Below are 12,486 nucleotides of genomic sequence, written 5' to 3' on the forward strand. Positions count from 1 at the left end.
GGCCCCGGCGGCACGGCGAAGGGCCGGGTGCGTGATATAAGCCGGACGCCGCGGAGTCAACCGGCCCGGTGGCCGGATCAATGCCCGTGGGTGCCGGTCTTCGCCCCCTTCTTCAGGACGTAGCGGCGCGAGCAGTAGGGGCAGTCCACCCGGCCCTCGCGGCCCAGCGTCAGGTACACGAGCGGGTGGCCGAGCGCACCGCCGCCGCCGTCGCAACCGACCTCGGCCGTTTCCACCTCAATGGTCTCGATGGGCTGCATCGCCGTCATCCTTCCTTTTGACTCACAACGCCCATTCGTCGCACCGTTAGGATCGGCGGCGGGGCGGCGGGATGATACCCGACGCGCCGCGCCGATCAACGGGATTGAAGCAGAACGAGCCCCATTCGACGCCATGGTTGCACACCCCGCCACCCCGACCGCCGTGTCCCTGCCGGCCCACGCCGTGGAGATCCGCGGCCTCACCAAGGTCTACAAGGGCTCCGGGCGCACCGGGCCCAAGCACGCCCTGAAGGGCATCGACCTGGCCATCCCGCGGGGATCGCTGTTCGGCCTCCTGGGACCCAACGGCGCCGGCAAGTCGACCCTGATCAACATCATGGCCGGCCTGGTCAACAAGACCGCCGGGCAGGTGGTCATCTGGGGGGCCGACATCGATGCCGACCCGCGCCAGGCGCGGTCGTCCATCGGCGTGGTCCCGCAGGAACTGAACATGGACCCCTTCTTCACCCCGCGCGAGATGCTGGAGTTGCAGGCCGGCCTCTACGGGGTGCCCAAGGCGGAACGCCGCACCGATGCCCTGCTGGAGGCGGTCGGGCTGGCCGACAAGGCCAACGCCTACGCCCGCACCCTGTCGGGGGGCATGAAACGGCGCCTGATGGTGGCCAAGGCGATGGTCCACACCCCGCCGGTGCTGGTGCTGGACGAACCCACGGCCGGCGTCGACATCGAACTGCGGCGCCTGCTGTGGGAGCATGTGCGCACCCTGAACCGCGCCGGCACCACGGTGCTGCTGACCACGCACTACCTCCAGGAGGCGGAGGAGCTGTGCGACACCATCGCCATCATCAACCACGGCGACGTGGTCGCCTGCGAACCCACGCGCACGCTGCTGCGCCGCATCGACGCCAAGGCGCTGACCATCCTGGTCGACCGCGACCTCGACGCGGTGCCCGCGTCGCTGGCCGCCATGACCGCCGAGCTGCCGGAACCGCGGCGCCTCGTCGTTCGCTACCAGCCCAGCCGCCAGCGGGTCGACGCCATCCTGGCGGCGGTGGCGCAGGCCGGGCTGGGCGTCGTCGACCTGACGACCGAGGAGTCGGATTTGGAGGACATCTTCCTGCAACTGACCGCCGGCGCCCACGACGCGGTGCCGCAGCCGGCTGCGGGGGGCGGGGGTGGCTGAGCGGCCGGCGCGCCGCCGTCCGCCCCGCCGGCGCGCCCTCGTCGCGGCTGTCGCCCTTCTCCTGGCGCTCGGCGCCTGCACCGCCCGGTTCCAGCCCATGGGTGAACCCGTCGCAATCCCGCAGATGGTCGAACGCACGCTGGTCGCCGCCGACGGCTACACCCTGCCGACGCGGGTCTGGCTGCCGCCCGGCGGGGCCCCGCAGGCGGTGGTGCTGGCGCTGCACGGCTTCAACGACTACTCCAACGCCTTCGACGGGGCGGGCAAGGCGTTCGCCGCAGCGGGAATCGTCACCTACGCCTACGACCAGCGCGGCTTCGGTGCCACCCGCGATCCCGGCATCTGGCCGGGGGCCGAGACGCTGATCGCCGACCTGCGCACCGCCATAGGCGTGCTGCGGGCGCGCCACCCCGGCCTTCCCCTGTACGTCCTGGGGGAGAGCATGGGGGGTGCGGTGGTGTTGGCCACCCTCGACCGGGCGGACGCGCCGGCCATCGACGGGGCCATCCTGGTTGCCCCCGCGGTGTGGGGCACGGAAACCATGGGCTTCTTCCCCCGCGCCGCCCTGTGGCTGTCCTACAACCTGGTTCCGGGCTGGACGGTCACCGCGCCGAGGGAACTCAACATCCGCCCCTCCGACAACATCGAGATGCTGCGTGCCCTCGGCCGCGACCCGCTGGTGATCAAAGGATCGCGCGTCGATACCCTGCACGGCCTGACCGAGTTGATGGGCCGCGCCTTCGATGCCACGGCGCGGCTGGAGACGCCGGCCCTCGTGCTCTACGGCGCCCGCGAGGAGGTGCTGCCGCCCCGTCCGGTGAAGGGCGCCATGGAGCGGTTCGACGCCACCGGCCGCCACCGCGTCGCCGTCTACCCCGACGGCTACCACATGCTGCTGCGCGATCTGCAGGGGCATGTGGTGATGGCCGACATCGTCCAGTGGATCGGCGATCCCGGCCGGCCCCTGGCCAGCGGCGCGGACCGTGCGCCGCGCACGCTGGTTGCGGAGCGGTAGGCGGCCGCGGGTCAGTAGCCCACGGTGAAGCGCCGGCGGACGTGCCGGGGGGTTTCCAGTTCGTCAACCAGGGCGATGGCGTAATCCTCGAACGAGATGGAACTGGTGCCGGTGTCGTCGGCCAGCAGCGAGTCGGTGCCCAGGCGGAAGCGGCCGGTGCGCTCACCGGGGACGAACATGGCCGAGGGGGACAGGAACGTCCAGTCCAGGCCGTCCTCCCGGCGCAGCCGCTCCAGGAAAGCGGCGCCGGCGGCGGCTTCGGTGCGGTAGGCGTCGGGGAACTCCGGCGTGTCGATCAACCGCACGCCGGGGGCCACCTCCAGGCTGCCGGCGCCGCCGACCACCAGATAGCGGCTCACCCCCGCCGCCTTCACCGCGCCGATCAGCGTTTCCGGGTCGCTGCCGCGGAACGGCAGGGCGCTGATGACCGCGTCGTGGCCGGCCAGCAGGCCGGACAGGGCGGCGCCGTCCGACGCGTCGGCGGCGCGGACGGTGACCGCGTCGTCGGCGGCGATGCGCTCGGGATGGCGGGCGATGGCGGTGACGCGGTGGCCGCGGCGGACCAGTTCGGCCCGGATGCGGCTGCCGGCGTTCCCGGAGGCGCCGATGAGTGCGACGTTCATGATCCCTGGCTCCCTTTTGGTGTCTGTAACCGGTATCCAATGGAAACCAGGTAGCGAAACATGGTACTGGTGTGAAGAAGGCACTTTTTGCTCACCAGGTCACCGCGGCGTTACCGGCGGCGGTGCGCACCACGGGGCCCGCGGGCATGAATCACATGGACTGGAACGCCTACGCCGCGCTCTGCCCGACCCGGCAGGCGCTGGACCGCATCGCCGACAAATGGACGGTCCTCATCCTCGGGCTGCTGTGCGACGGGCCGATGCGCTTCAACGCGATCCGCCGCAGGGTCGAGGGGATCTCCCAGAAGGTGCTGTCCCAGACCCTGAAGAGCCTGGAGCGCGACGGGCTGGTGGTCCGCACCGCCTATCCGACCGTTCCGGTCACCGTGGAATACGCCATCACCCCGATCGGCGCGTCACTGGCGGACACCGTCACCCCGCTGCGCCGCTGGGCGGAGGAGAACATCGAATCCATCCTGCGAGCCCGCCGGGCGTACGATCAGGCGGAGGTGCAGATGGCGGACGCCGCGTTCAATAGTCCCATTCAAAGGTGACGCCGAAGCGGGTGTTGGCGTCGGCGCCGACGCGGGCCTCTGCCTTGATGGTGTCGGTGATGTCCACCTCCACGCGGGCACCGCTGCCGGTGTCGCCCAATCCCTGTTCGACGCCGACGTAGACCCGGTCGCTGACGTAGCGGCCGGCCTCCACCGCGCCGGGGCCGCCGTCGGTGCCCTGGACGAACTCCAGCCGGTCGATGCCCAGCCCCTCGCGGAGCTGGTCGACGAAGCCCGCCCCGCCGCCCACGCCCGCCAGATCGGCGGCGGAGCGGGCCATCTGGATCGCTTCGAAGGCGCTGAGGCGGCTGAGCGGCTTGCCGAACAGCACGCGCGACAGCACCTCGTCCTGCGGCAGCCCCTGGGGCGAGGTCAGGCCGATGCGCGGTCGGCCGGCGGTGCCGGTCACCTCGATCTGGGCGGTGACCTCGTTGGCGGTGGCCGCCGCCACCAGATCCAGGCGCGGGTCCACCGGCCAGTTGCCGTCGAAGCTGATGATGCCGCGGCGGAAGTCGAAGGACCGGCCGAGCACGTCCAACTCGCCGCGCACCATGGTCAGCCGGCCGTTCACGGCCGGGCGCGCCGTCGTGCCGCCGACCGCCAGATCGCCCGAGAACTGGGCGTCCAGCCCGCGCCCGCGCACGAAGATGGTGTTGCGCGCCGTCACCGCCATGTCGAGCACGATGGTCGTTCCGCCGCCCGCGGCCTCTGCCTCGGTGGCGGCGGCGGGCGGGGTGCGGCCGCGGCCGATCTCGATGACCTCCAGTTCGACCACTTCGGGCGGGGATGAGCCGGGGATGCGCACCTCGGCCCGCACCACCCGCACCGGCCCGGCCAGCCGCGCCTGCTCGAACGTGCCGGTCAGGGTCAGGTTGGCGTCGAGGGCGGCGGTCACCAGGTCGGTCTGCAGCAGCGCCGCGTTGTCGAGGGAGATCCTCAGGTCCAGGGGCTGCTCCGCCCCCGGTGCCACCGCGCCGGTGACGCGGAAGCGCCCGCCTCCGGGGGTGCGCCCGTCCAGCCGCTCCACCCGGAACACGTCGCCGGACCCGACGATGCGGGCGGCCACGTTGGTCAGCACCGCACCCGACGCGCGGTTTTCGTAGCGGCCGTCCGCCAGCGTGATGGTGCCGCCGAGCACCGGCTGCCCGAGCGTGCCGCCCGCCGTCACGTTCAGGTCGAGCCGTCCGGCCATGCGATCGCCGCTGGCCGCCAGCAGATCGTTGAACTGAACCAGCCGGACCGAGCCGGTGGCCGCCGCCTCCAGCCGTCCGTCCGGCGGCAGGGCGGGCACCATGGTCTGCGGGTCCATGACCAGAGGCAGGGAGCCGCGCACGGCCAGTTGCCCCTCGCGCCCCTGCGGCACCACCGTGCCGGTGAAGCCCAGCCGGTTGTCGCGCCAGCGCGCCTGAAGGGTGGCGTCGAGGCCGCGGATGCCGGCCTGCGCGATCTGCTGTGCCCGCAGGTCGGCCACCCGGACGTCGGCATCCAGTTGCGGGGCGGCGATCGTGCCGCCCAGGTCGGCGCCGGCGTTCAGCGTGCCCTCCAGGGGCAGGTCCGGCGCGGCCAGGCGGGCCAGCGCCAGCGGCACGCGCTCCAGCCGCACCGCACCGCCCAGCCGGCCGCTGGTGAGCGAGGCGTCGGCGATCAGGCGCGCCTCGCCGCTGGCCAGGCGCAGGCCGGCGATCACGTAATGGTCCGGCCCCGCCTCCAGCCGCGCCGGCTGGGTCAGCCGGAAGCTCTCGCCGTGCAGGCTGCCGCGCAGCCGATCCAGCCGCACCAGGGTGATCGGGCCGGTGGCGTCGACGGCGCCCGCCAGCTCGGCGTTCAGGCCCTGCGGGCCGGGGGCCGTGGCGTTTGCGCGGAAGGTGGCCCGGGCGGCGGTGCCGTCGGCCTCGGCGGTCAGGCGCGTCACCGGCGTGCCGGCCAGGGCGCCGTCGTCCAGGCGCAGGCGCAGTTGGCCCGACGGTGCGCTCAACGCCTGCTCCACCCGCCCCGACAGGGTGAGGCGGCGGGCGGTCAGCACCTCGTCCCCCTCCGGTGCCACGCGCAGGTTGGCCGCGCGCGCCTCCACCGTCGCCGCCTGGTCGCCGCCGGTGGCGTCGAGGGCCAGGGTGAAGGAGGCGTCGCCGCGCAGGGGCACCCCGGCCAGCTCCGACAGGGCTTGCAGATCGGGCAGCGCGCCCTCCAGGCGGCCGTCGGCGGTCAGCGTGTCGAGGGACACCGCCACCGCGCCGGTAACCCGGTTGCGGCCACCGGCCAGCGCCAGATCCGACAGCCGCAGCGTCGATCCGTCCAGCGCGTAGGCCGTGTCCAGGCGCAGGCCGACGCCGGAGAGCTGCGCGCGCGCCTCCAGCCGGCCGCTCGGGCGCTCCGGCAGGCCGGCGGCGGTCGCCGTCAGCGTGGTGTTGCCCAGGGGGCGCTCGGCCACCACCAGGTTGCGGGCGTCGATGGTGGCGCGGGTGTCCAGGGCGTCCAGCGGCCCGGCGACGACGGCGTCCACCGTCGCCGCCCCCTGCATGGGCGTGCCCACCGCGTCGCCCACCACGGCCAGCCGGGGCAGGGTGATGCGGGCGGCGGCGTCGAGGCGGTCGCCCGCCAGCTCCGCCCGGCCGGTGAGGGCGGCGTGGGCGCCGTCCACGGCCAGCCGCTCGACGCGCATCACGCCGTCGGTCCCCACGGCGGCGGTCACGGCGAGTTGCGCCGTGTCGCCCAGCAGCGGGTCCGCCGGGGTGCCGGTGACCAGGCCGCGCACCGTTCCGGAGAGATCCGCCCGCACCGCGCCGTCGGCGGCGACGGCGACCGGCCCCTCCAGGTCCGCGGCGCCGGCCAGCGGCTGGCCGGCCAGATCGGACAGCCGCGCCAGGTCGGGCAGGGCGAGGGCCAGCACGGCGTCCACCGTCTCACCCCAGTTGCCGACCGTGCCCCGGGCGGTGACGGTTCCGGCCGCCGCGCTCACCGTGGCGCGATCCAGCGCGATGAGGCCGCGGCCGGTGTCGACGGTGGCCGCCGCCGCCACCTCCACTGCGTCGCCGAGCAGCGGGTCGAGCGCCGGGTCGCCGGTGGCGATGCCGGTGGCACGCGCGGCCAGGGTGGCCGCCAGCGCATCGAGGGGGCCGGCGGCGGTGCCGGTGACCACCGCGTCGGCCCCGGCGAGGCCGGGTGCCGCGGCGAGCAGGGGGGAACCGGGGGCGACCTCCAGCCGGTAATCGACATCGACCCGGTCGAAGCCGGCGGCGACGGTGCCGCTCACCCGCGCGCTGCCCGCTGCCACGTCCAGGGTCAGGGGGCGCAGCGTCAGCCCGCCGTCGGGGGCGATCAGCACCTCGGCCCGCAGCACCGGCTCGTCGCCCACCAGGGGCACCGCCGCGGACCCGGCGTAGGCTTCCACCAGCGGTGCCAGGGCGCCGCCCGCCGTCACGGTGACGAGGTGGCCGCCCTCGGCGGCGCGGATCCCGGCGTCGGCGTTGACCAGCAGGTCGCCGGCGGCGGCGACCAGGGTGCCTCCCCAATCGCTGAGCGGGCCGCCGCCGTCCACCCGGATCTCCACCGGCGGCAGGCCGGGCAGGCCCAGGGTACGGGCGATGACGCCGCCGGCCGGCTCCGACGCCTGGAGTGCGATGTCCAGCGTCTCGTCCTGCGGGCGGAAGGCGGCCGCCAGCGTCGCCTGGCCCGGCCGGTCGCCGAGGCGCTCCACCTCCAGCCGGGCGGACAGGGCCGCCCCTCGGGAGCTGAGCACGATGTCCTCGCCGGCGACCCGCAGCGCCACCGGCTCCCCCCCCGCCAGATCGGCGCCCAGGCGCAATTCCTGCACCGCCAGCCGGTCGATGGCCACGCCGATGGGCAGGTCCGGCAGCAGGGATACCGGTCCCACCGGCTCCTCGGGGGGCGGGGCGGGATCGGCCGAGCCGACGGGCGCGCGGTCCACCGACACGCGCGCCGCTTCCAGGGCGTTGGCGCCGAGGCGGCCGGAGAACAGCGCGGTCGGGGCGAGGTTGAGGTGCAGGTCGTCCAGGCGCATCCAGACGCCTTCGCGGTCGGCCACCGTGATCTCGGACACCCGGAAGTTCAGCGGCACGAAGCCGCTGATCTCACCGATGCGCACCTGAAGGTCGGGGCCGGACACCAGCCGTTCGATGGTGGAGGCGATCCAGCCCCGCACGCCGCTGCGCCCGCCGGCGTCGTCCTGCGCCAGGGCCGCCGCGGCCAGCAGGACGAGACCGGCCGCCGCCGGAAGGACACGTCGCATCCCCTTCAACCCACCATCCCCTTCGCCCCTGGCCGCGGTTCACCGGTCAAGGGAATATAGACGCTGCGCCGATCCCCGCCACCGCAACCGTTGCGGCGCATCGGGATAGGCGGAACGGCCGGGGATCAGGCCGCCGGTGGCCGGTCCACCCATTCATAGATCTCGGCGTACGCCGATCCGTCGCAGCAGGACTTGCCGCACCGGCCGTCGCAGGCGGCGGTGAGGTGGCGGACGCGGCCCCGCGCCGCCCAATGATCGAGCAGGGCGCGGGCGGCGTCGGCGGTGGTGCCGACGCCCGGCGCGATGTCCGCCAGGGAGGCACGGTGCCGCTCGCTGAGGTAGCGGCGCACGTCGGACAAGGTGGCCATGGCGTCCTCCTTCATACGGTCGGCGCGACCGGGCTTCATACGGTCGGCGCGTCCGGGATCATTCCGCCGGAACCGGCGGGGCGGCGGCGGTGCGCCGGTTGCCGATCAGCCACATCGTCAGGCCGGCGGTGGCCACGACGGCCAGCGCCACGGCGATTCGCAGGATTGCGGACGCGGGATCGACCGACAGCCGGCTCGCCTGGTAGAAGATGACGGCGGCGGTGTAGCCCAGCCCGGTGGTCCACACCGCGCTGAACATGGCCCAGCGCCAGCCCACCTCGTCGTACATGGCGCCCAGCGCGGCGACGCAGGGCATGTACAGCAGGATCAGCAGCATGTAGGCGAACGCCCCGGCGGCGCCGTCGAAGGCCGTGACCATGGCGCCGAAGGCGGCGACGCCGACCTCCAGTTCCTCCGCCGCAGCTTCCGGATCGGCGGTGTAGGACAGGTCGAGGCCCAGCGGGTCGCCCAACGCGGTGGCGAGGCCGGCGAGATTCTCCGGGATCGTCGCCACGGCGGCCAGCAGAGCCTCACCCAGGGTCTTGTCCTCCGCGGCCTCCTCCTCCTCGCCGCCCATGCGGCTGTACAGGGTGTTCAGGGTGCCGACCACGGCCTCCTTGGCGAAGATGCCGGTGAACAGGCCGACGCCGGCCGGCCAGTTGTCTTCCGTCAGGCCCATGGGCGCAAAGGCCGGCATGATGGTGCGGCCGGCGGTGGCCAGAACGGAGTCGCGGCTGTCGCGGTGGCCGAAGGTGCCGTCCGTGCCCATGGCGCTGAGGACGCTCAGCACCATCACCATCGGCACGATGAAGCGGCCGGCGCGCAGGATGAAGGCATTCAGCCGGTCCCAGGCGCGGCGCACCACCGTGCCGGCGGTCGGCAGGTGGTAGGGCGGCAGTTCCATCACGAAGGGTGCCGCGTCCCCCTTCAGCAGGGACGACTTCAGCAGGAAGCCGGTGGCGACGGCGAAGGCCAGCCCGATCAGGTAGAGGGCGAAGACGACGTTCTGGCCGCCCACGGGGAAGAAGGCGACAGCGAACAGGGCGTAGACCGGCAGACGGGCGCCGCAGGACATGAACGGCGCCATCATGACCGCCACCACCCGGTCGCGCCGGTTCTCCAGCGTGCGGGTGGCCATGATCGCCGGGACGTTGCAGCCGAAGCCGACGATCAGCGGGACGAAAGCCTTGCCGGGCAAGCCGATGGCCCGCATGGCGCGGTCCATGACGAAGGCCGCCCGCGCCATGTAGCCGGAATCCTCCAGCACCGACAGGAAGAGGAACAGGGCGCCGATGACCGGCACGAAGGTGGCCACCGTTTGAATGCCGCCGCCCATGCCGTCGGCCACCGGCACCACCAGCCACTCCGGCACGCCGGCGTCGCGCAGCGCTCCGCCCAGCCCGTCCACCAGCAGGGCGCCGAACACCTGTTCGAAGGCGTCGATGAAGGCGCCGCCGATGTTGATGGTGAACAGGAACATCGCGTACATCACCGCCAGGAACACGGGGATGCCCAGCACGCGGTTGAGAACGACCCGGTCGATGCTGTCGGACAGGGTGCGCGACGCGACCCGCGGCCGGCGCACGCAGGCCGCCACCAGATCGGTGATGAAGCCGAACCGGGCATCGGCGACGATGATGTCGGCCTCGTCGCCGCACGCCTCCTCCACGGCGGCAATGGCGGCGACGACCCGGTCGTCCAGGCCATGGCCGCGGATCAGGGCGCCAGCGCCGAGATCCCCTTCCAGCAGCTTGGTGGCGATCCAGCGGGGATCGCCGGCGGCCGGCGGCAGGCGCTCCGCCACGGCGGCGGCCAGCCCGGCCAGGTGGGGTTCCATGGCCTCGGGCGCGGGGATGGTGGCGTCCGGCGGGCGGGGGGCCGCCGCCATCGCCGCCACCGCCCGGTGCAGCGCGTCCAGGCCACGGCGGCGGCTGGCCACCAGCGGCACCACCGGGCAGCCCAGCCGTTCGGCCATGGCGTCGGTGTCGATGGCGATGCCGCGGTCGCGCGCGATGTCCATCATGTTGACGGCTACCACCACCGGCACCCGCATCTCCAGAAGCTGCGACGTCAGGTACAGGTTGCGTTCCAGGTTGGAGCCGTCGACGATGTTGACGATCAGGTCCGCCTCGCCGGACAGCGCGTACTCCCGCGCGATCCGTTCGTCCTCCGAGGTGTGGGAGACCAGGCTGAGGGAATAGACGCCGGGCAGGTCGACCACCCGGTACTCCGTCCCGTCCAGGCGGTAGGAGCCGGACTTCTTCTCAACCGTGACGCCTGGCCAGTTGCCGACGTGCTGCGTGGAACCGGTGAGGGCGTTGAACAGGGTGGTCTTGCCGCAATTGGGGTTGCCCACCACGCCGACGACGACGGTCTTCATCACAGCACCTCCACCTTCAGCGCATCGGCTTCCTGCCGGCGCAGGCTCATGGCGAAGCCGCGGACGCGGATTTCCACCGGATCGCCCAGCGGGGCGATGCGGGTGAGGGCGAATTCGGTGCCGGGAACCATGCCCATCGACAGCAGCTTTTCGCGGTAGTCGCGCCGGCCCTTCTCGAATCCGGTGATGCGGGCGCGGTCGCCCGGCTTCATGGCGCTGATGCTCATGGCGCGGCTCCGTCTTCGGCGACCACGCGGACCCGGGCGGCGGTGCCGCCGTCCAGCGCCAGGCGCGTGTCACCGCAGGCAACGACCGTGCCGCCGTCGGCACCCCGGCGGAGCACGCGGACGACCGCGCCGGGCCGCAGGCCGAGGTCGCTCAGGCGGCTGGCCTGATCGGGGGGCAGAAGAAGGCCGATGACGCGCAACGCGCCGGAGCCGGCCTGACTGACGGGAATGGAACGCATGAAGACCCCCTGACCCGGGGCGCGACGCCGATGTCCGCCGGGCCTGCGGGAGGCGGGCGGGCGGTGGTCGCGGTGCCGGCGGACTGTCGGAACGTCCGCGCCGGATGAGTGGCGCGAACTTGCGATTGAAACTCACACCCAAGCGCAGGGGGTGGGCAATGCGGCGAAAGGTCTCATCTGCCGCCGGCCTGGCGGCCGCTCCGGCGGTGCCGAAGGCGCCGGCGGGCCGCGACTTGCGAATAGCTATTAATTTCATAACGTTGCGACGCGCCGGCAACGCCGCCCGTGCGATAACCGCGGGAGCGGGGTGAGGCAAGTTGACGCGCGGCATGTCGTCGAGCGGTCATACCATTGGAATCGGTCTAATGTCCCAACGTATCAGGGTTTTTGTTGAAGTGCCTTAAAACCAAATGGGGAGCAATCCATGTCCAAGCGTCACGCACTCTCGGTGGCAGCCGTGCTGGCTCTCGCGGTCGGCGGAACCGGCGCCGCCCTGGCCGCGTTGGACGAACCGATCCAGCCGATCGAGCCGGCGACGGTATCCGACCCGGCGCTGGTCGAACTTGGTAAGAAGCTGTTCTTCGATCCTCGGCTGTCGAAGTCCGGTTTCATTTCGTGCAACTCGTGCCACAACCTGTCCATGGGCGGGTCGGACAATCTGAAGACTTCGATCGGCCACAACTGGCAGCAGGGCCCGATCAACTCGCCGACGGTGCTGAACGCCAGCCTGAACGTCGCCCAGTTCTGGGACGGCCGGGCGATGACGCTGCAGGACCAGGCCGCGGGTCCGATCGCCAACCCCGGCGAGATGGCCTTCACCCACGAGCTGGCAGTGTCGATGCTGCAGTCGATCCCCGGCTATGTGAGCGAGTTCAAGGCCGTCTTCGGCCACGACACCATCTCCATCCAGGAGGTGACCCGGGCCATCGCCGCCTTCGAGGAGACGCTGGTCACGCCGAACTCCCGCTTCGACAAGTGGCTGAAAGGAGACAAGGCGGCGCTCACCGGCGATGAGCTGGAAGGCTACGAGCTGTTCAAGGATGCCGGCTGCACCGCCTGCCACAACGGCTCGGCGGCGGGTGGCAACACCTTCCAGAAGATGGGCATCGTCGAGCCCTACATGACCAACAATCCGGCCGAGGGCCGCTTCGCCGTCACCAAGGAGGAGGCCGACCGCTTCAGCTTCAAGGTGCCGACGCTGCGCAACGTCGAACTGACCTACCCGTACTTCCACGACGGCGAGGCGCAGACGCTGGCGCAGGCCGTGGACGTCATGGGCCGCATCCAGTTGGGCAAGAAGTTCTCCGAGTCCGAGAACGCCAAGATCGTGGCGTTCCTCAAGACGCTGACCGGTGAACAGCCCGACTTCAGGCTGCCCATCCTGCCGCCGTCGTCCGACACGACGCCGCCGCCGAAGCCGTTCGACTGAT

Annotated in this window: 11 protein-coding genes; 4 read left to right on the forward strand and 7 right to left on the reverse strand. The window is 72.5% G+C overall.

What is annotated here, in order from left to right; translation table 11 throughout:
- Positions 1-77: 77 nt before the first annotated feature.
- Positions 78-260, reverse strand: coding sequence for a zinc-finger domain-containing protein (locus G472_RS0119990; RefSeq protein WP_051341063.1), 183 nt, complete (start codon positions 258-260; stop codon positions 78-80).
- Between the two features lie 133 nt (positions 261-393).
- Between G472_RS0119990 and G472_RS34480 the strand changes: the two genes are divergently transcribed.
- Both G472_RS34480 and G472_RS0120000 read left to right on the forward strand, forming a co-directional pair.
- Positions 394-1,404: an ABC transporter ATP-binding protein gene (locus G472_RS34480; protein WP_051341064.1), complete on the forward strand. Its 1,011-nt coding sequence runs from the start codon at positions 394-396 to the stop codon at positions 1,402-1,404.
- Positions 1,397-2,419, forward strand: coding sequence for an alpha/beta hydrolase (locus G472_RS0120000; protein WP_051341065.1), 1,023 nt, complete (start codon positions 1,397-1,399; stop codon positions 2,417-2,419). The genes G472_RS34480 and G472_RS0120000 overlap by 8 nt, the downstream gene beginning before the upstream one ends.
- 11 nt (positions 2,420-2,430) lie before the next feature.
- Here the strand turns inward: G472_RS0120000 and G472_RS0120005 are convergent, their stop codons facing one another.
- A complete protein-coding gene (locus tag G472_RS0120005; protein WP_029009794.1) occupies positions 2,431-3,042 on the reverse strand; it encodes an NAD(P)-dependent oxidoreductase in 612 nt (203 codons plus the stop codon).
- 146 nt (positions 3,043-3,188) lie between these two features.
- Between G472_RS0120005 and G472_RS34485 the strand changes: the two genes are divergently transcribed.
- On the forward strand, positions 3,189-3,596 hold the full coding sequence (locus G472_RS34485) for a winged helix-turn-helix transcriptional regulator (protein ID WP_051341066.1): 408 nt from the start codon (positions 3,189-3,191) through the stop codon (positions 3,594-3,596).
- Here G472_RS34485 and G472_RS0120015 read toward each other — a convergent pair.
- From G472_RS0120015 to G472_RS0120035, 5 genes are all read right to left on the reverse strand, one after another.
- Positions 3,574-7,842 carry a translocation/assembly module TamB domain-containing protein gene (locus G472_RS0120015; protein WP_029009795.1) on the reverse strand — a complete coding sequence of 1,423 codons (4,269 nt, stop codon included), beginning with the start codon at positions 7,840-7,842 and terminating at the stop codon, positions 3,574-3,576. The genes G472_RS34485 and G472_RS0120015 overlap by 23 nt on opposite strands.
- A 125-nt stretch (positions 7,843-7,967) precedes the next feature.
- The gene (locus G472_RS0120020) at positions 7,968-8,210 is read right to left on the reverse strand and encodes a FeoC-like transcriptional regulator (protein WP_035693204.1); all 243 of its coding nucleotides are present in this window, start codon (positions 8,208-8,210) and stop codon (positions 7,968-7,970) included.
- A 58-nt stretch (positions 8,211-8,268) separates the two neighbouring features.
- Complete coding sequence (gene feoB / locus G472_RS0120025; RefSeq protein WP_029009797.1) at positions 8,269-10,590, reverse strand: Fe(2+) transporter permease subunit FeoB; 2,322 nt, start codon at positions 10,588-10,590, stop codon at positions 8,269-8,271.
- The gene (locus G472_RS0120030) at positions 10,590-10,817 is read right to left on the reverse strand and encodes a FeoA family protein (protein WP_029009798.1); all 228 of its coding nucleotides are present in this window, start codon (positions 10,815-10,817) and stop codon (positions 10,590-10,592) included. Before G472_RS0120030 ends, feoB begins: the two co-directional genes overlap by 1 nt.
- On the reverse strand, positions 10,814-11,056 hold the full coding sequence (locus tag G472_RS0120035) for a FeoA family protein (protein WP_051341067.1): 243 nt from the start codon (positions 11,054-11,056) through the stop codon (positions 10,814-10,816). Before G472_RS0120035 ends, G472_RS0120030 begins: the two co-directional genes overlap by 4 nt.
- A 424-nt stretch (positions 11,057-11,480) precedes the next feature.
- Here G472_RS0120035 and G472_RS0120040 point away from each other — a divergent pair, with 424 nt between their 5' ends.
- Entirely contained in the window at positions 11,481-12,485 is a 1,005-nt protein-coding gene (locus G472_RS0120040; RefSeq protein ID WP_029009800.1) for a cytochrome-c peroxidase, read from the forward strand.
- The last annotated feature ends 1 nt before the right edge of the window (position 12,486 follow it).

The organism is Azospirillum halopraeferens DSM 3675 (genome assembly GCF_000429625.1).
In the GTDB taxonomy this organism is placed as follows: domain Bacteria; phylum Pseudomonadota; class Alphaproteobacteria; order Azospirillales; family Azospirillaceae; genus Azospirillum; species Azospirillum halopraeferens.

Bases quoted from the DNA above. Each gene is read 5' to 3' on its own strand.
- G472_RS34480 (WP_051341064.1), top strand. From the start codon at position 394: ATGGTTGCACACCCCGCCACCCCGACCGCCGTGTCCCTGCCGGCCCAC.
- G472_RS0120020 (WP_035693204.1), bottom strand. From the start codon at position 8,210: ATGGCCACCTTGTCCGACGTGCGCCGCTACCTCAGCGAGCGGCACCGT.
- G472_RS0120015 (WP_029009795.1), bottom strand. From the start codon at position 7,842: ATGCGACGTGTCCTTCCGGCGGCGGCCGGTCTCGTCCTGCTGGCCGCG.
- feoB (WP_029009797.1), bottom strand. From the start codon at position 10,590: ATGAAGACCGTCGTCGTCGGCGTGGTGGGCAACCCCAATTGCGGCAAG.
- G472_RS0120040 (WP_029009800.1), top strand. From the start codon at position 11,481: ATGTCCAAGCGTCACGCACTCTCGGTGGCAGCCGTGCTGGCTCTCGCG.
- G472_RS0120035 (WP_051341067.1), bottom strand. From the start codon at position 11,056: ATGCGTTCCATTCCCGTCAGTCAGGCCGGCTCCGGCGCGTTGCGCGTC.
- G472_RS0120030 (WP_029009798.1), bottom strand. From the start codon at position 10,817: ATGAGCATCAGCGCCATGAAGCCGGGCGACCGCGCCCGCATCACCGGA.
- G472_RS0119990 (WP_051341063.1), bottom strand. From the start codon at position 260: ATGCAGCCCATCGAGACCATTGAGGTGGAAACGGCCGAGGTCGGTTGC.
- G472_RS34485 (WP_051341066.1), top strand. From the start codon at position 3,189: ATGAATCACATGGACTGGAACGCCTACGCCGCGCTCTGCCCGACCCGG.
- G472_RS0120005 (WP_029009794.1), bottom strand. From the start codon at position 3,042: ATGAACGTCGCACTCATCGGCGCCTCCGGGAACGCCGGCAGCCGCATC.